17 protein-coding genes are annotated in these 17,787 nt (G+C 73.0%); 7 read left to right on the forward strand and 10 right to left on the reverse strand.

The features are described 5' to 3' along the window. Positions 1–18: 18 nt before the first annotated feature. Positions 19–2,037 carry a family 43 glycosylhydrolase gene (locus OMK64_RS12155; protein ID WP_272728644.1) on the reverse strand — a complete coding sequence of 673 codons (2,019 nt, stop codon included), beginning with the start codon at positions 2,035–2,037 and terminating at the stop codon, positions 19–21. A 336-nt stretch (positions 2,038–2,373) separates the two neighbouring features. Then, complete coding sequence (locus OMK64_RS12160; RefSeq protein ID WP_272728645.1) at positions 2,374–2,730, reverse strand: VOC family protein; 357 nt, start codon at positions 2,728–2,730, stop codon at positions 2,374–2,376. A gap of 164 nt (positions 2,731–2,894) precedes the next feature. On the opposite strand from OMK64_RS12160, the gene OMK64_RS12165 reads away from it, so the two are divergent. Both OMK64_RS12165 and OMK64_RS12170 read left to right on the forward strand, forming a co-directional pair. Further along, positions 2,895–3,506 (forward strand): DUF6318 family protein, encoded by a 612-nt coding sequence (locus OMK64_RS12165; RefSeq protein ID WP_272728646.1) that lies wholly within the window; start codon positions 2,895–2,897, stop codon positions 3,504–3,506. Further along, positions 3,503–4,390: a hypothetical protein gene (locus OMK64_RS12170; RefSeq protein WP_272728647.1), complete on the forward strand. Its 888-nt coding sequence runs from the start codon at positions 3,503–3,505 to the stop codon at positions 4,388–4,390. The genes OMK64_RS12165 and OMK64_RS12170 overlap by 4 nt, the downstream gene beginning before the upstream one ends. Before the next feature lie 183 nt (positions 4,391–4,573). Here the strand turns inward: OMK64_RS12170 and OMK64_RS12175 are convergent, their stop codons facing one another. Next, positions 4,574–6,223 carry a glycosyl hydrolase family 18 protein gene (locus tag OMK64_RS12175; RefSeq protein ID WP_272728648.1) on the reverse strand — a complete coding sequence of 550 codons (1,650 nt, stop codon included), beginning with the start codon at positions 6,221–6,223 and terminating at the stop codon, positions 4,574–4,576. A gap of 450 nt (positions 6,224–6,673) precedes the next feature. Here OMK64_RS12175 and OMK64_RS12180 point away from each other — a divergent pair, with 450 nt between their 5' ends. The 4 genes from OMK64_RS12180 (at position 6,674) to surE (ending at position 10,095) form a co-directional block, all read left to right on the forward strand. Next, positions 6,674–7,489, forward strand: coding sequence for a VOC family protein (locus OMK64_RS12180; protein ID WP_272728649.1), 816 nt, complete (start codon positions 6,674–6,676; stop codon positions 7,487–7,489). Positions 7,490–7,535: 46 nt separating this feature from the next. After that, positions 7,536–7,895, forward strand: coding sequence for a nucleotide pyrophosphohydrolase (locus OMK64_RS12185; RefSeq protein ID WP_272728650.1), 360 nt, complete (start codon positions 7,536–7,538; stop codon positions 7,893–7,895). 55 nt (positions 7,896–7,950) lie between these two features. Next, the gene (locus OMK64_RS12190) at positions 7,951–8,925 is read left to right on the forward strand and encodes a 1-phosphofructokinase family hexose kinase (protein ID WP_272728651.1); all 975 of its coding nucleotides are present in this window, start codon (positions 7,951–7,953) and stop codon (positions 8,923–8,925) included. A gap of 402 nt (positions 8,926–9,327) precedes the next feature. Then, on the forward strand, positions 9,328–10,095 hold the full coding sequence (gene surE, locus OMK64_RS12195; protein WP_272728652.1) for a 5'/3'-nucleotidase SurE: 768 nt from the start codon (positions 9,328–9,330) through the stop codon (positions 10,093–10,095). 80 nt (positions 10,096–10,175) lie between these two features. Here the strand turns inward: surE and OMK64_RS12200 are convergent, their stop codons facing one another. From OMK64_RS12200 to OMK64_RS12225, 6 genes are read right to left on the reverse strand one after another with little or no spacing between them, the layout of a single operon-like run. Next, on the reverse strand, positions 10,176–11,045 hold the full coding sequence (locus OMK64_RS12200; protein WP_272728653.1) for a prenyltransferase: 870 nt from the start codon (positions 11,043–11,045) through the stop codon (positions 10,176–10,178). Next, positions 11,042–11,383, reverse strand: a complete 342-nt coding sequence (locus OMK64_RS12205) for a lycopene cyclase domain-containing protein (protein ID WP_272728654.1) — start codon at positions 11,381–11,383, stop codon at positions 11,042–11,044. The genes OMK64_RS12200 and OMK64_RS12205 overlap by 4 nt, the downstream gene beginning before the upstream one ends. Then, positions 11,380–11,787 carry a lycopene cyclase domain-containing protein gene (locus OMK64_RS12210; protein ID WP_272728655.1) on the reverse strand — a complete coding sequence of 136 codons (408 nt, stop codon included), beginning with the start codon at positions 11,785–11,787 and terminating at the stop codon, positions 11,380–11,382. Before OMK64_RS12210 ends, OMK64_RS12205 begins: the two co-directional genes overlap by 4 nt. Then, complete coding sequence (gene crtI / locus OMK64_RS12215; RefSeq protein ID WP_374694093.1) at positions 11,784–13,526, reverse strand: phytoene desaturase family protein; 1,743 nt, start codon at positions 13,524–13,526, stop codon at positions 11,784–11,786. Before crtI ends, OMK64_RS12210 begins: the two co-directional genes overlap by 4 nt. Continuing rightward, complete coding sequence (locus OMK64_RS12220) at positions 13,523–14,452, reverse strand: phytoene/squalene synthase family protein (RefSeq protein WP_374694094.1); 930 nt, start codon at positions 14,450–14,452, stop codon at positions 13,523–13,525. The genes crtI and OMK64_RS12220 overlap by 4 nt, the downstream gene beginning before the upstream one ends. Positions 14,453–14,457: 5 nt before the next feature. Next, positions 14,458–15,561 carry a polyprenyl synthetase family protein gene (locus tag OMK64_RS12225; RefSeq protein WP_272728657.1) on the reverse strand — a complete coding sequence of 368 codons (1,104 nt, stop codon included), beginning with the start codon at positions 15,559–15,561 and terminating at the stop codon, positions 14,458–14,460. A 228-nt stretch (positions 15,562–15,789) separates the two neighbouring features. Here OMK64_RS12225 and galE point away from each other — a divergent pair, with 228 nt between their 5' ends. Then, positions 15,790–16,749, forward strand: a complete 960-nt coding sequence (galE, locus tag OMK64_RS12230; protein ID WP_272728658.1) for a UDP-glucose 4-epimerase GalE — start codon at positions 15,790–15,792, stop codon at positions 16,747–16,749. A gap of 89 nt (positions 16,750–16,838) precedes the next feature. Here galE and OMK64_RS12235 read toward each other — a convergent pair whose 3' ends face one another. Continuing rightward, entirely contained in the window at positions 16,839–17,771 is a 933-nt protein-coding gene (locus tag OMK64_RS12235) for an LLM class flavin-dependent oxidoreductase (protein WP_272728659.1), read from the reverse strand. Positions 17,772–17,787 lie beyond the last annotated feature (16 nt).

Here is a 17,787-nt window from a genome sequence, read left to right on the forward strand (position 1 = left end):
CGTGGTGGGGTCGCCTCGTCAGGGCGTCGTGAGGTCGAAGCTGCGGACCGTGACGGCTCCGCCGAGGGCTCGGGTGGCGTAGTTGAAGATCCCGAACCGGTAACCCATGAAGAACTCCCAGGAGTTGTTCAGGGTGAACGAGGGCCCGAGCGGGACGAAGTTGGTCCCGTCGGTGCTGTAGGAGAACGTCGCCGTGCGGCCGGAGCCGGGGCGGATGTCGGCCTTCGCGCGCAGCCAGATCCGACCCCCGCTGACGTTGGCGCCCGCGCGTTCGACGCCGGTTCCGGTGGTCGCCCACGAGCTGTTCATCGTGAGCCCGTCGGTCATCACGACGCGCGTCTGGCCGTTGTTCTTGACCACGCCGATCCAGGCCGACGACTGCCGCAGCATCGCCAGGCCCGACCGGTCGCCGTCGGCCATCGACGAGTAGTCGAGCTCGACGGTCGCCGTCGACGTCGGCCCCTGGATGCGGTGCGTCAGCGTGTTGCGCGCGTTGTACAGGTCGTTCGTGACGGTGGCCGTCTGGAGCCGCAGGCCGTTGTTCACGCTGAACCGGCTGGTGTCGGGGTTGTGGTTCCACTCCCACCGGTGCCCGAGCGTCGGGCCCGTGAACGTGTCGCGGCCGATCATCGACGCGACCGTCTTGGTCGTCGAGATCCGCGGCTTGTCGTACGTCTGGCCCCACCGGCCGTTGACCGTCTGCACCGACGGCCAGCCGTCAGCGCTCCACGTCAGCGGGGCGAGCGTCGGGACGCGACCGCCCGGGTACGCGTCGGTGAACGCCATGTACCACCAGTCGCCCGCCTGCGTCTGGACGATGCCACCCTGGTGCGGCACTCCCCCGCCCGAGATCGGGCCCGGCAGGTCGAGCAGCACCTGACGCATCTCGTACGGTCCGAACGGCGACGACGACCGCAGCACGTACTGCCCGTTCGCCGGCCGCGTCAGCCAGATGTAGTAGTAGCCGTTGCGCTTGTAGAAGCGGGCGCCCTCGAGGGTCCCGACGCTCGACGGCGTCTGGAACACCTGCTGCGCGCGCACCTGCGCGGTGCCGTCGGCGTTGAGCTGCGCGACGCTGATCGTGCCGTTGCCGTACGCGACGTACATCGTGTCGTTGTCGTCGACCAGCAGGCCCGCGTCGTAGTAGCAGCCGTTGATGCGCGCCTTCTTGGTCCACGTCGCGTCGACCGCGGGCGCCGTGTACACGTACGTGCGGTTGAACTCCGTGCAGCCCAGCCAGTAGTAGGTGCTGTTGCTCTTGCGGTAGGTCAGCGCCGACGCCCAGATGCCCTTGACGTACTTCCGCCCGCCGTTGAGGTCGTACCCGCTGTCGTCGAAGTCGAGCCGCGGGACCGAGTGGCCGGCGTACTCCCAGTTGACGAGGTCGTACGAGCGCAGGATCGGTGCACCCGGCGAGTAGTGCATGGTCGACGCGGAGTAGTAGTAGGCGTCGCCGACGCGGATGATGTCGCCGTCGGCGAAGTCCTGCCAGACGACGGGGTTGGTGAACGTCCCGGTCGGCGTGGGGTTCGGGTCCGTGCCGCCGACGCGGACGAGCTGCCACTGCTGGTTGGCACCATTCCAGTCGGCGTACTGCACGACAGCTGCGCCGTCCGCCGTCGACGCACCCTGCACCTCGACGGCCTTGCCGCTGTGCCGGGCGATGAGCTGGATGTACCCGTCGATGTCCTGGACGCTGAACTGCTGGTTCGTGGAGTTCGCGTCGGACCACTGGATGACGGCGGCACCGTCCGCGGTCGACCGGGCGTTGATGTCGAGGACCTTGCCGGACAGCTTCGACTTGAGGCGGTAGTAGCCGCCGCCGGAGTCGACGAACTGCCACTGCTGCTGCGCGCCGTCGTTGCGCGACCACTGCACGATCTTCGCGCCGTCGGTCGTCGCCAGGTTGTAGACGTCGAGCGCCTTGCCGCTGCTGCGGTTGACCAGCACGTACGACGCGTTGGTGTCGATCGACGCGGCCTCCGCCGGCTGCGATGCCGTGGCCGCGAGTGCGGCCGTGACCGCCAGGGTCAGCACAAGCGCGCCTGCCCAGCCTCGCCGTCGTCGGGGTGCTGCTCTCCGGGTCGAACCGCTTCGCTCACGAAAGTCGACGTCGTCGTCGCTCATGGCCGTCTCCAGGTGCGGGTGTGAGGGCTCACGCCCGGCCGTGTGTTAGCGCTAACACGGCAGGACGCGGACACTCTGGCACGGAGCGAGACGGATCCGACCGGGTACAAAACGATTCACACGCTCCGGTTCCTTCATCGGTGGAGGAACCGGAGCGTTTCGGAGCGGCCCAGGCGGCGCGTCGACGGCGCGTCGAAGCGCTGCGTCAGCCTCGCCGGGAGCGACGCAGCGCCGGAGGACGTCGCGTCAGCTCACGCAGAGGCAGAACGGATGGCCCGCGGGGTCGAGGAACACGCGGAACGTCTCCCCCGGCTGGTGCTCGGCCTTCGTCGCGCCGAGCGCCAGCACCTGCGGCTCGGCGGCGTCGAGGTCCTGCACCATCACGTCGAGATGCATCTGCTGCGGCACCTCCTGACCAGGCCACTGCGGCGGCGTGTACGGGTCGACCCGCTGGAACGAGATGCACTGGTCGCTCCCCTCGCGGATCTCCGCCCAGCCCTCGTCGCCGGACACCTCCCATCCGAGGAGCTCCCCGTAGAACCGCGCGAGCGCCGGCGGGTCGGGGCAGTCGATGACGAGACCGGGGTATCGGGCGATGGCCATGCGCCGGACGCTACGCCCGGCCGCCGACATGCCCGATCGCTGCGCGCTCGGGCCGCCGCCCGTACCTTCGAGGTCCCGGCCCGCTCCCCTGACGCGGCGATAGCTTGTCCACAGATTCGAGCCGAGCCCACCGCCACCTGTCCGGTTTCGGTAGTTTCGCGCCCATGCTTCGACGACGAACCGCGCAGGGGGCGTTCGCCATCGCACTTCTGGCCGCTGTCCCGTCCATCACCTCATGCACGACGGGCAACCCGTCGGATGACGGCTCGACCACGTCAAGTCCGACGGGTTCATCGGCCGCGACCTCCAGCCCGACGGCGCCGCCCGGCCTGGACGCGCCCCCCGACCGCGATCCCGCGATGGATACCCCGAGCGCGGACGGCGCTGCGGCAGCAGCTGAGTACTTCGTCGGCGTGTACGACTACGCCTATGCCACGGGCGACACGGGTGAGCTCGACCGCCTGTCGAGCGACGCCTGCGGCTTCTGTCGTTCGGCGATCAGTGACATCAACCAGAGCCACGCCGCTGGCGAGACCGAGGAGGGCGGAGGGACGGTCATCGAGTACGCCGACGGCGTCGAGATCTCTCCATCCGAGTGGTACACCGCGACCTTGCGGGTGAAGCAGCACGCGTCGACGCGTCGCTCGGCAACCGGTGAGGTCGTCGTTCAGGATCCGGAGAGCAAGTCCGACCTCTACTTTGCGCTCAGCTGGACCGACGGCTGGCAAGTGGACGCGGTCGACGTCATGGAGCCCGGCAGCCTCACGCCGTCATGATCGAGCGACTCGGCGTCGTCGCCGTTGCACTCTCGGCGGCCACGATCCTTGCAAGCACTGCAATCTCGGAGCCAGGCCGGGACTTCCGGCACCACGGCGGCACGTCCGGCTCCCGTGAAGCCATCGACCTCGCGAGTCAACGTGCGGTTGCTGCCGCTGCGCGAGCCAGAGGCGTTGCGGCTGCTCAACCGGGCCGACACCCGGAGTATCAGCGAGCGGCCGCCTGTCGCGAGGCCGCGGGCAGGTGGGTGAAAGGCGGTGAAGACGGTTCGTGCCCAACCGGGATCGACGAAGCCCTGATCGTCGACTGTGGTGGCGAGGCATACCAGCTGCCTCTCTGGCGCCGGATCCCCATCGGTCCGGTGGGCTGGAGCCCTTGGCAGCAGATTGATGCCGGTGGATGCGGTGACCTCCGGCCCGCGTTCACCGTCGAGGACTTTCGGCGGCTGCCGTTGGCACCGCCCGTGCTGATCCTGCAGCCGGATCGGGGGTGGGTGCTGGTCAACAAGGAGACGATCGTCCGGACCGAGCGCGTCGAGCAGGCGTTCCAGACGGACCTCGCCGGGTACGACGTCGAGGTGATCGCGCGCCCGGAGCGGTTCCACTACGACTTCGGCGACGGCACCGACCTGTGGACCCGGTCGGCGGGGCACGCCTACCCCGATCACGACACGTTCCGCGTCTACGAGACGACCGGCAGCTACCAGGTGACGCTGACGACCGAGTGGTCGGGCCGCTACCGGATCGCGGGCGACGACACCTGGTACCCGGTGACGGGCACGGCGCAGACGTCGACGACGAGCGCACCCTTCGAGGTCGTCGAGCGCAGATCGCGACTGGTCGACGACCTCTGCACCGACATCCCGAAGCCCGACGACTGCTGAGCCCGAGGAGTCGCGAGCCCGGGTGACCCTGAGGCGGATCCAGCGGTCCAGGCTGACGTCAGCGGTCGACCGTCGGCGGGGCGCTCCGCAACCCATCGGCACACGCCGGTCGGCGGACACGACGAGGCCCCGGACCCGAGGAGAGTGGAGGGGTCCGGGGCCGCGTCGCCGCGCCGGCGCGCGCTACTTCAGGCCGTTGTTGATGGCCGTGATGAGCTCGCCGTTCGTGGTGTCACCCGACAGCTCCCAGAAGAAGGCGCCGCCGAGGCCCTGGCTCTTGGCCCACGACATCTTCCCGTTGATGGTCGACGGGGTGTCGTAGCTCCACCACTCGCTGCCGCACTTGGCGTACGCCGTCCCGCCGACGGTGCCGGTGGCCGGGCAGCGGTTCTTGAGGACCTTGTAGTCCTCGATGCCCTGCTCGTACGTGCCGGGGGCGGGGCCGGTCGCGGAGCCGCCGGGGGCGGTCTGCGTGACACCGTTCCAGCCGCGGCCGTAGAAGCCGATGCCGAGCAGGATCTTGCTCGACGGGACGCCCTTCGCCTTGAGCTTCGCGACCGCGTCGGCGGAGTTGAAGCCGGCCTGCGGGATGCCCGGGTACGACGTCAGCGGCGAGTGCGGGGCGGTCGGGCCCTGCGGGTTGAACGCGCCGAAGTAGTCGTACGTCATGGGCATGATCCAGTCGAGCTTCTGCGCCGCGGTGGCGTAGTCGGTGGCGTCGATCTTGCCGCCGTTGCTGCCGTCCGCGGTGATCGCGGCGGTGACGAGCGCCTTGGAACCGAACTTGTTCCGCAGCGCGGTCACCACGTTGTTGAAGGCCTGCGGGCCGCTGCTGTCGCAGGTCAGACCGCACGCGTTCGGGTACTCCCAGTCGACGTCGATGCCGTCGAACACGTCGGCCCAGCGCGGGTCCTCGACGAGGTTGTAGCACGACTCGGCGAAGGCGGCCGGGTTCTGGGCGGCCTGCGTGAAGCCGCCGGACCAGGTCCAGCCGCCGAACGACCAGATGACCTTGAGGTGCGGGTACTTCTTCTTGAGCTCACGCAGCTGGTTGAAGCTGCCGCGCAACGGCTGGTCCCACGTGTCGGCGACGCCGTCGACGCTGTCGGCCGCCGTGTAGGCCTTGTCGTAGTCGGCGTAGGAGTCGCCGATGGTGCAGCGGCCGCCCGTGGTGTTCCCGAACGCGTAGAGGATGTGCGTCAGCTTCGACGCGGAGCCGCTCGTGTCGATGTTCTTCACGTGGTAGTTGCGGCCGTAGACGCCCCACTCGGCGAAGTAGCCGACGACCTTCTGGCCCGACGGCGTGCCGGGGTCGGTCGGGGTCGGCGTCGGCGTGGTGGGCGTCGGCTTCGGGGTCGTGGGGGTGGGCGTCGGGCTGGTCGGCGACGGCCCAGGCCCGCCGGTACACGACCCGCCGTTGACGGTGCAGCCGGTCGGCGCCTTGAACGCGCCGGAGGCGATGTAGCCCCACGACTGGGTGGCGCCCGGTGCCAGCGCGCCGGCCCAGCTCTTGCCGGTGACGCGGTAGTGGTTGCCGGTGCGGGTCACGTCGGCGTCCCACAAGCTCGTGATCTGCACGCCGCTGGGCAGGTCGAACTCGAGGGTCCACGTCGGGATCGTCGCGGTGGTGCCGTTGTTGACCTTCACGGACACCTCGTGACCGCTGCCCCAGTCGCTGGTCGCGGTGAACGTGGCGGTGAGCGAGCCGGCGGCGGTGGCGGCGGTGGGCAGGCTTGCGGCGACGAGCGCGGCGACGACGCCGGTGACGGCGGCGATCGCCGTCACGGCGAGCGCCCGTCGGCGGCGTGAGGGTCGGTGGAACCGGGGACGCATGTGGCCTCCTGGGGGAAGGGTGGAACCGGGCGATTTGTAAAGATCACTCACTAATGGTTCACTTGCGACAGTAGCGACGGCCCGGAAGGGCGGTCAACGATGTCGCGCCCATGCCGGCGTCGCCCTGCCCTCCGCTGCGCAGGGGTGCGGGCCCGCAGGTCAGCCACCTGTCTTCCGTGCGTTGACGCTGGTCACAGGCCCTGAGACCGCTCCCACGGACACGTGTCACCGATCCTGAGGCAAACGGTTGCTCGGGTCGGCCGACCGGGCGAAGGGATCACCCGAAGGAGTGAGACCCGAGCCACTCGTTCGTGTGGGTGCTCGGCCGTAACGTCGGCTCCGCGCACCGCGCGGCACGGCCGAGGACCGCTCGCGGACGACCCGCGCGGGGCGCGACCGACGACGGACGGACGTGAGGGGACGATCGTGCAGCGCACCTATCCAGCCGGCGTGACGTCGTGGGTGGACGTCGAGCAGGACGACGTCGAGGCCGCCACCCGGTTCTACGGAGCGGTCCTCGGCTGGACCTTCCACGACGCGACGCCGCCGGGCGCCCCGGTCCGGTACGTCATCGCGCAGGTCGACGGGAAGGACGCCGCGGGCATCGGTGGCCCGGCCGCGCCGACCGGCACCCCCGCGAGCGACCCGTCGTGGCAGACGTACGTCGCGGTCGACGACGTCCAGGCGGCGCTCGCGCGGATCGAGGCCGCCGGCGGCACGGTCACGACCGGTCCCACCCTCGCGGGCGAGGGCGGCACGTGGGCTGCGTTCACCGACGCGCAGGGCGCGGGACTTCGGCTGTGGCATGCCCGTCGCCGGCTGGGGGCGCAGATCACCAACGCTCCGGGGACGTGGAACTTCAGCGACCTGCACACGCCGGACCCCGCGTCCGCGCGTGACCTGTACGTGCACGCGTTCGGGTGGGAGCTCAGCGACCTCGGCTTCGGGACGATGATCCGCGTGCCCGGCTACGGCGACCACCTCGCCGCGACCGTCGACCCCGGCATCCACGAGCGACAGGACTCCGTCTCCGCACCGCCGGGGTTCGCCGACGCGATCGGCTGGCTCGTCCCGTCGGCACCGGACGAGCCGCCGCACTGGCACGTGACGTTCGCCGTCGCCGACCGTGACGCGACCGCCGCGCTCGCCGAGCGGCACGGCGGCACGCTCCTGGGTACCGACGACTCCGACTGGACCCGGACGGTGACCGTGCGCGACCCACAGGGTGCGGTGTTCACCGCGAGCCAGTTCACACCGCCGGCGTGACGGGCTGCCCCTCCCCCGCTCTCGACGGGCGTGCCAGGCTGGCGCCGTGACGACGGACGAACGCGAGATCGCCGAGCTCACCCGCCTGGTCCGGGAGTTCTCGGCGGAGCGGGACTGGCAGCAGTTCCACGACCCGAAGTCCGTGATCCTCGCGCTCGTCGGTGAGGTCGGCGAGCTCGCCGAGCTCTTCCAGTGGGTCCGCGCCGACGACGCCGTCGCGACGTTCGCGGTGCCGGAGCGCAAGGCCCGCGCGGGTGAGGAGATGGCGGACGTGCTCATCTACCTCGTCTGCCTGGCGGACGTCCTCGGCGTCGACCTCGGGGCGGCGGCCCGCGCGAAGCTCGCCGCGTCGCACGTCCGCTTCGCCGCCGACGAGGTCCGGGGGCGCGCGCCCGACAAGGCCTGACCTCGGACCGCCCACGGGTCTGGCGTCGCGTCCTGCGCGCCACCACACTCGACGCATGCCAGCAGCGCACGACCGGACCGCGGCCCCGTCCGCAGGGCCGCGCGTGTGCGTGCTCGCACCGACCCCGCTGCTCACGGTGACGATCGAGCCGCCGACCAGCGAGGAGTCGCACCCCGAGGTCCACGTGCACGCCGGCGGACAGGGGCTGTGGGTCGGTCGCATGGCGGTCTCGCTCGGTGCGGAGGTCGTCGTCTGCGGACCGTTCGGCGGCGAGACGGGCACGGTGCTCGCGCACCTCGCGGAGGTCGAGCGGCTGCGCGTCCGGCCGACCGCGTACGCCGGCGGGAACGGCGCCTACGTGCACGACCGCCGCGACGGCGACCGTCGGGAGATCGCCGAGACACCGCCGCACCCGCTCGACCGGCACGAGCTCGACGACCTCTACGGGACGGTCCTCGTCGAGGCGATGGACGCCGACATCACCGTCCTCACGGGTGCGGACCCGCCGCGGATCCTCCCCGCTGCCGTCGTCGGGCGCCTCGCGGGCGACCTGCGCGCCGCCGGGCAGACGGTCGTCGCCGACCTGTCGGGACGGGCCGCGGCCGCGTTCGCGGATGCCGGGGGCGCGGTGCTCAAGATCAGCCACGAGGAGCTCCTCGAGGGCGGCTTCGCCGATTCCGACAGCCTCGACGACCTGCGCGACGGCGCCCGACGACTCGTCGACCGCGGGCTCGAGGCCGTCGTCGTGTCGCGCGCGGGCGAGCCGGTGCTGATCGTCACCGCCAAGGAGGTGCGCGAGGTGTCGCCGCCGCCGATCACCGTGGTCGACCACCGCGGCGCGGGCGACTCGATGACGGCGGGCATCGCCGTGGGGCTCGGTCGCGGCCTGGCCCTCGCGGAGGCGGTCCGGCTGGGCGCCGCGGCGGGCGCCCTCAACGTGACGCGTCGCGGCCTGGGCACCGGCCGCCGCGAGCAGATCGAGCGCTTCGCCCGCCGCGTCGTCGTGCGCCCGGCCGACGAGTCGCCCTGAGGCGCGTCACCGCACCGGGTCCGAGCGAACCTGCCGAGCACAACATCGCGTCGGTGTACCGGCCCGCAACCGCCCGCAACGTTGTGTTCGTCGCCGGTCGCCGGTCGCGGGTCGCGCGCGACGTCGCCCGTCCCGCCCGCCAGGGACGTCCCCGACCGCACCGCCGCGGAGCGGAGAAGACAGCCGCACTCCGCGGTCGCGTCCTCGGGTCGGGTCGCGGCCGGCGTCGGATCTCCGTCGGGTCGGGTGCGGGTCGGCGTCGGGTCGGGTGGCGGGTCGGCGTCGGGTCGGGTCCGATTGACGGACGGCGGGGGCCGACGAGGCGACGCGGTCGGCGAGCCGACGAGACGAGCGCGCGGTCGACCGTGGCGGCGGGACGACCGGACCGACGAGAGGTGGCCCATGCGGGTGCTGGTGACGAACGACGACGGGATCGACTCCCCCGGGCTCACGACGCTCGCGGTCATGGCGGCGGACGCGGGGCACGACGTGGTGGTCGCGGCGCCCGCGCGGGAGTCGTCGGGCGCGAGCGCGTCGCTGCTCGGCGCGGAGCAGGACGGGCGGCTCATCGTCGCGTCGAAGCCGTCGCCGGGCCTGCCGGAGGGGATCCCGTCATTCGCGGTGCGCGCCGCGCCGGGGCTGATCGCGTTCGTCGCGGCGTACGGCGGGTTCGGGCCGAAGCCGGACGTGGTCCTGTCGGGCGTGAACCGGGGAGCCAACACCGGGCACGCGGTGCTGCACTCGGGCACCGTCGGCGCCGCGTTGTCGGGCGCCACCCATGGCATCAAGGGACTCGCGGTGTCGATCGCCTACCACGAGCCGCGGCACTGGGAGACGGCGGGCGCGTTCGCTCGGCCGGTGCTCGACTGGGTGGTCGCGCACTGCCCGGGCGACCGCGTCCTCAACCTCAACGTCCCGGACCTGCCGGTCGAGCAGGTGCGCGGGCTGCGCAAGGCGCCGCTCGCGTCGTTCGGCGCGGTGCAGGCGCGGATCCACGAGCTCGAGCACGGCCACCTGCAGCTGACCTACTCGGACGTCGAGATCACGCGCGAGCCCGACACCGACGCGGGAATGCTCGCGCGCGGGTGGGCGACGGTCACGCAGCTGCTGGCCCCGGCCTTCGACGCGGACGCGGAGCTGCCGGAGTCGGGCCCGCTGACGACGGCCTGACGCCACGCGCGACCGGGCTCGACCCGCGACCACGGACGGCGACGGCCGACCACGACCCGCCCGCCGTCGTCGACCGCGCGTCAGGTGCGGGCGATCGCGATGAGCAGCATCGTCACCAGGAAGCCGGTGACGAGGTTGAGCCACAGGAACCTCCGCCAGCCGGCGTTGGCGCGCTCGCAGTCGTCGTCGGTGACGCGCCAGAACATCGCGGTCGACACGGCGTACGGCAGCGGCAGCACGGCGGCGAGCACGCCGGGCCACGGCACGACGAGCAGCACAGCCGCGGCGGCGACGTAGGCGAGCGTCGCGAGCACGACGGTCGGGTGGGCGCCGAGGACGGTCGCGACGGACGAGATCCCGCCCTCGCGGTCCGCGCGCACGTCCTGCACCGCCCCGAACGCGTGCGACGCCATGCCCCACAGCACGAACGCCACGAGCACGGGCCACACGGTGGGCGCGGACAGGTCGGCGGACACGAGCACGAGCGCGTAGAGGAGCGGCCCGACGAAGTGCATCGCAGACGTGAACGAGTCGAGGAACGGCCGCTCCTTGAACCGCAGCACCGGAGCGGAGTAGGCGACGACGAGGAACAGCACGACCGCGAGCACGACCGTCGCGACGACCGACCCGACGGCGACGAGGTAGACGACGAACGGCACGACGGAGAGCGCGCTCGCCCACAGGATCCGCCGGTGCACGGCACGCGCCCGCTCGGGGGCGACGAGACCGCCCTCGATCCCGCCCTTGCGCGGGTTGCGCAGGTCGGACGCGTAGTCGAACACGTCGTTCACGCCGTACATCAGCAGGTTGTACGGCACGAGGAAGAACAGCGTCCCGACGACGAGCGTCACGTCGATGCGCCCCTGCGTCGCCATGAGGTAGCCCGCGGCGAACGGGTAGGCGGTGTTGATCCAGGAGAACGGCCGCGACGCGGCGAGGACCTCCTTCACCCGACCCCCTCGCCGGCCGACCCGCCCGGCACGTCGCCGGCGGACGACGTGCGCCGCCGTCGACCCAGCACCGTCCACAGCACCGGCATCCCGACGGCCGCGGCGATCGCGTACGCGAAGTCCTCGAGCGGTGCCCCGACGACGTACACGCCGAGGATCTTGTCGGGGTCGTACACGTACAGGTCGGCGGCGATCATGAGCGTGTCGAACACCGCGGTCAGCACGCACAGGTGCACGACGGTCCAGACGACGGGCCACCCGCGCAGCCGTCGCAGCGTCGGCCACGACACCGCGAGCAGCACGACGAGGACGGCGACGTTCAGCACGATGTTCGTCACGGGACGCCCCCGTCCCGGCCCGAGCCACCCGTCGCGCCCGGCGTCCCCGATCCGCGCTGCGCGTCGCGCAGCGCCCGAGCGCCGGCCGCGCGCAGCGACGCGGTCCGGTCGAACCACCGCCACGCGAGCAGCGCGACGTAGCAGAGCAGCGTGAGGAAGAAGACCTCCTCGACCGGCAGCTCCGGCGCGAGCAGGATGCCGGTCATGTGCGGCGAGTCCCCGCGCGCGAAGATGCCGAGCAGCAGCCCGGCGACGTCCCAGAGCAGGAACGCGCCGACGCCGATCCCGACGGTCCACGCGGCGCGTCGCGCGTCGTCCCAGAACGCGAGGCGGAACCGCCGGTCGAGCAGCGCGAGGCCACCGAGGGACACCAGCAGCGCCCCCAGGTAGGCGAGTCCCGTCATGCGCCCGACCGTACGCCGGACCACAGCCCGGCCGGGCGCGCCGCGTCGAGGAACCCGCGGCGCAGGGGGGCGGGCAGCGGGCGCGTCGACGTCTCGCCCAGCAGGCGCTTCGCGACGAGCTCGGCGCTGATGAGGCACATCGGCAGCCCGACGCCGGGGATCGTCCCCCCGCCGACGTGCAGCAGGTTGGCCACGCGCGCGGACGCGTCGCCGGGCCGGAACATCGCGCTCTGCGCGAGCGTGTGCTCCATGCCGAGCGCGGTCCCGCGCCACGCGGACAGGTCGCGCGCGAAGTCGGCCGGGGCGACGACGTGCCGTGTCACGACGCGTCCCCGCAGGTCGGGCACGCCGGCCCACGCGCCGACCTGGTCGAGGAACCGGTCGGCGTACCGCTCGACGGCGTCGCGCTCGGGGCTGCCGGGCGGGCCGTCGCCGAGCGACGCGTCGGCAGGGAACGGGACGAGGAGGAACAGGTTCTCGTGCCCGGGTGGAGCCGCGGACGGGTCGGTCGCGGTGGTGCGCGACGCGTACACGGACGCGACGTCGGGCACCCGCAGGTCGGCGGGCGCGGTCGACCGTCCGGAGCCGAGGATGTCGTCGAAGTTGCCCGGCCAGTCGCGCGTGAAGAACAGCGAGTGGTGCGCGAGCTCGGGGAGCGCGCCGCGCACACCCGCCATGACGAGCAGCGCGGAGATGCCGGGCCCGTGCCGTTCCCACGACGCGGCGGGGTGGTCGCTGTGCCGCGGCTCGAGCAGCGCGGTCTCGGTGTGGTGCCGGTCGGCGCCCGAGACGACGACGTCCGCCTCGACGAGCTCCCCGCCCGCGAGCCGCACGCCGCGCGCGACGCCGGTGCGCCGCGGGGCCCGGGCGGACCAGGGCACGTCGTCGACCTCGATCGCGACGACGTCGGCACCCGTCCGGATCTCGACGCCCTCGCGCACGGCGAGCCGTTCGAGCGCCTCGATGACCGTGTACATGCCGCCGCGCGGGTACTGCACGCCGTCGACGAGGTCGAGGTGGCTCATGAGCGAGTACAGCGCGGGCACGCGGTACGGCGACGACCCGAGGAACACCGCGTGGTAGCCGAGCGCCTGCCGCAGCACGGGGTGCTCGACGGTCTTCTCGATCTTCTCCGCGAGCGTGTGCGTGAGCAGGTCGACGAGGGTCCCGGCGCGCCGCACGACGGGTGCCGACAGCAACCGGTCGGGCCGCTGGAACGTGGTCCACAGGAAGTGGTCGAGCGCGGTCCGGTACGCCGTCGACGCCTCCTCGGCGTACCGCCGCACGGCCTCGCCCGCACCCGGCTCGAGCGCCTCGAACGTGGCCCAGTTGGTCGCCGGGTCACCGCTCAGGTCGAAGCCGCCGGCCGGCCCGCCGGGGACCTCGGGCTCGGTGAACAGCCGGTACGCCGGGTCGAGCCGCACGAGGTCGAGGTGGTCCTCGACGCGCTCGCCGAGAAGCGCGAACGCGTGGGCGAACACCTCGGGCATGAAGTACCAGGACGGCCCGGTGTCGAACCGGAACCCGTCGAGCTCGAGCGTGCCCATGCGGCCGCCGACGCGGTCGTGCCGCTCGAGCAACGTGACGTGCGCTCCCCCGCGGGCGAGCAACGCGGCCGTCATGAGTCCGCCGATGCCCCCGCCGACGACGACGACGCGCCCGCCGGGGCCGCCGTCGCGTCCGGAGGCACGGGGTGCGGGCGCACCCGTCGAACGGGTGCGCGGTGCCGTCGTCGTCACGCCTTCTGACCTCCGCGTCGCACGTCCCACCACTCGCGCGCGACCGCCGTCGCGACGACCCGCGCCTTCACCGGCGCCGGCACGCTGGCCCGCGCCCGCACCAGCGTGTCGACCGGCTGGGCCGCGAGGTCGTCGAGCAGCCGGTCGTACAGCGCGAGCGTCGCCGCGACCGCGTACCGCGACCGCCCGGGCAGGCGCGGCAGGGCGGCGCGCGCGACGGCGACGTCGTGCGCGATCTCGTCCAGCACGGCGGCGCGCTGCGCCTCCGACAGCCGCCCGCGCTCGGTCCCGGGGAAGTACGTCCGGCCGAGCTCGCCCGCGTCGACGCCGAGGTCGCGCAGGAAGTTGATCTTCTGGAACGCGGCGCCGAGCGCGCGGGCACCCGCGACCTGCTCGTCGTCGGGTTCCACGAGCGGTGAGTCCGGGGTGCGGTCCGCGTTGAGGAACACCCGCAGGCACATGAGCCCGACGACCTCCGCCGACCCGTACACGTACCGGTCGAAGCTCTCGCGGTCGTGCTCCTCGACGGTGAGGTCGGCGCGCATCGAGGCGAAGAACGGCTCGGTCTCGGCGGTCGTGATGCCGACGCGTCGCGCGGTCCGCGCGAAGGCGTGCACGACGAGGTTGGTCGAGTAGCCGGTCCGCAGCGCGCGGATCGTCTGCGCCTCGAGCTCGTCGAGCTCGTCGGCCGCGGTCGGCCCCTGGAACGTGTCGACGACCTCGTCGGCGAGCCGGACGAGCGCGTAGACGGCCTCGATGTCGCGGTGCGCGCGCGTCCCCAGCAGCCGTGCGCCCATGCCGAACGACGTCGAGTACGCGGACAGCACGAGCGCGCTCGTGCGGCCGGCGGTGGCGTCGTAGAGCCGGACGGAACGCGCGTGGGCGGCGCGCGCGTCGGGGCGCGCGGTGTCGCGGGACTGGTCCACGGTCATCAGTGTCCCCGTCCGGCCAGGTCGTCGACCACACCGACGAGGTAGTCGCCCAGCGGCTGCGGCAGCTGGGCGGCGTGCGCGCGGGCGGTGTCGGCGGTGCGCTCGACGAGCAGGCGCATGGCCGCGAGCGCCCCGGAGTCGACCATGACGGTGCGCACGAGCTCGGCGTCGCGCTCGTCGAGGTCGGGCTGCCCGACGTACCGGTCGAGCACCGCGCGGCCGGTCCGGCCCGCGCCCGCGTAGGCGAGGCGCAGCAGCTCGGTGCGCTTGCCGCGGCGCAGGTCGGACAGCGTCGACTTGCCCGTCGCGGCCGGGTCGCCGAACACGCCGAGGTCGTCGTCCGCGAGCTGGAACGCGAGGCCCAGGGCGACGCCGACGTCGTCGAGCCGCCGCCGCACGTCGAGGTCGGCCCCCGCGAGCGCGGCCCCGGACGCGAGCGGGGACCGGCACGTGTACTCGGCGGTCTTGAGCGCGGCGACGAGCAGCGCGTCGACGTCGCGCGGCGCGAGCGACTCGGAGACGACGTCGAGCAGCTCGCCCGCGACCGCGGTCTCGATCCCGTCGGCGAGCAGGTCGGCGAGGTGCTCGCGCAGGTCGCCGGGGACGGGCGTGCGCGCGAGCAGGCGGAACGCGGTCGTGAGCGCGAGGTCGCCCGCGAGCAGGCCGGCGGCGAGCGCGCGCTCGTCGGCGACGTGCTCGGGCAGCCCCGCGGTGCGCGCGCGCTCCCGGGCGGCGCCGCCCGCGTTGAGCCGACCGCGGCGGCGGTCGTCGTGGTCGAGGACGTCGTCGTGCGCGAGCATCGCGACGTGCAGCGCCTCGTGCGCGGCCGCGACGGGGACGACGACCGACGACACGCGACCGCCGAGCCCGAGGTACGCGGCGGCGACGAGCCGGGGGCGCAGCAGCTTGCCCCCGAGCGTGCCGCTCAGGTCCTCCCAGAGCGTGCGTGCCTCGACGGCGTGCCGGCCGGCGCGGGCAGCGCGCTCGACGAGCAGGTCCCGCAGTGCTGCGTCGGCTCGCGCGGTGACGTCCTCGACGGCGAGTGCGAGCTCGGCGGTCGAGCGCAGGCTCCCGCCGGCGACGGCAAGGTCGCCCTCCTCCACGTGCCCTCCCGGTTTCTTCGGTGCGGCCGCTGGCGATCGTGGGCACGGTCCCCGACGGAATGGTCAGCGTACTGAGCATTCGCCGCGGCGCCACCGGGCGGATGCACGAGTACGACGGGTATTCCCGTCGAACGACCCGTCTGGATGCACCCGCGGGCCACAAGTTTTTCGATCAGATATCACCAGGATCGAACACACTCCAACAGACGGTGGGGTAGCGTAGGCGCCATGACGTGGATGGTGACGGGTGGGGCCGGGTACATCGGGGCGCACGTGGTGCGGGCCTTCCAGCACGCGGGCATCCCGCCCGTCGTCCTCGACGACCTGTCCAGCGGCCACCGCAGGTTCGTCCCGGTCGACGTCCCGTTCGTCGAGGGCTCGATCCTCGACACCGACCTCGTCGCCCGCACGCTCGCGGCCCACGACGTGCAGGGCGTCGTGCACCTCGCCGGGTTCAAGTACGCCGGCGTCTCCGTGCAGCGCCCGCTGCACACCTACGAGCAGAACGTCACCGGGACCGCCCACCTGCTCGAGGCCATGGCGGCGCAGGGCGTCGGCGCGATCGTGTTCTCGTCGTCCGCCGCCGTCTACGGCACGCCCGACGTCGACCTCGTCACCGAGGAGACCGCGACCAACCCAGAGTCGCCCTACGGCGAGTCCAAGCTCATCGGCGAGTGGCTGCTGCGCGACCAGGGCGTCGCGACCGGCCTGCGGCACACGTCCCTGCGGTACTTCAACGTCGTCGGCTCCGGCACCCCTGACCTCTACGACACCAGCCCGCACAACCTGTTCCCGCTGGTCCTCGACGCCCTGACCTCGGGCCGCACGCCGCGCATCAACGGCGCCGACTACCCCACGCCCGACGGCACCTGCGTCCGCGACTACATCCACGTCGCCGACCTCGCCGACGCGCACGTCGCCGCCGCCCGCGCGCTCGCCGACGGCAGCCCGCTCGAGCCCGTCTACAACCTCGGCTCGGGCGACGGCGTCTCGGTGCGCCAGATCATGACCGCGATGGCCGAGGTCACCGGCATCCCGTTCGAGCCCGAGGTCGCCCCCCGGCGGCCCGGCGACCCCGCGCGCATCGTCGCGTCGGGCGAGCTCGCGGCACGCGACCTGGGCTGGCGCATGACGCACACGCTGCGCGACATGGTCGCGAGCGCGTGGGAGGCCCGCCAGGCGCACTGACGCCCCACGCGGGGGAGGTCGGCGCGTCGCGGCGGCGACCGAGGCGACGGGCGTCGGCGGGTCGCGACGGGCGTCCGACGCGACCGACGTCAGCGGGTCGCGACGGGCAGCGCCTGCAGCTCCGGGAGCCGCGCCGCGAACGCCTCGAGGACGGACTCGCTGCCCGCGTAGACACCGTCGGGCCGCGGCCAGTGCACGATCACGTCGGTGAACCCGAGCGCCGCCGCACGCTCGACACCCTCGACGGCCAGGTCGAGCGACGTCAGCGAGAACACGGGCGCGCCGTCGAGGCTGAGGTACCGGCGCAGCCGCGGTGCGGCGACCCCGTCGCGCCCGTGCGCGGCCTCGACGGCGTCCATCTGCGCCGACACGTCCGCGAGCCCGCTCCACCACCGCTCCTGCGCGCCCGCGGGGTCGCCCTCGGCACCCTCGGTGTCGTACGTCGGCCCGTACGTCACCCACCCCTGCCCGAGCCGTGCCGCGAGCGCCATCGTGCGCGGCCCCGCCGCGGCCATGAGGAACGGCACCCGCGGCTGCGCGATCGTGCCGGGGATCATGCGCGCGTCGTGCGCCTCGTAGAACTCGCCCGTGAACTCGGTCGACGGCTGCGTCAGCAGCCGGTCCAGCAGCCCGACGAACTCCTCGTACCGCCGCGTCCGCTCACCGCGCGACCACGGCTCCCCCGTGACGGCCGCGTCGAACCCCTCGCCGCCCGCGCCGATCCCGAGCAGGAACCGCCCGCCCGACACGTCGTCGAGCCCGAGCACGTCCTTCGCGAACGGGACCGGGTGCCGGAAGTTCGGCGACGCGACGAACGTGCCGAGCTGGATCCGCTCCGTGACCGCGGCGGCGGCCGACAGCAGCGGGACGGTCGCGAACCACGGCCCGTCGGCGAGCGTGCGCCACGCGAGGTGGTCGTACGTCCACGCGTGGTCGAAGCCCCACTCCTCCGCCCGGAGCCACCGCTCCTTCGCGTGTGACCAGCGGTCCTGGGGCAGCAGCACGATCCCGACGGCGACCATGCGCCGACCCTAGCCG

This window comes from Cellulomonas fimi (assembly GCF_028527925.1).
Lineage (GTDB): Bacteria > Actinomycetota > Actinomycetes > Actinomycetales > Cellulomonadaceae > Cellulomonas > Cellulomonas fimi_C.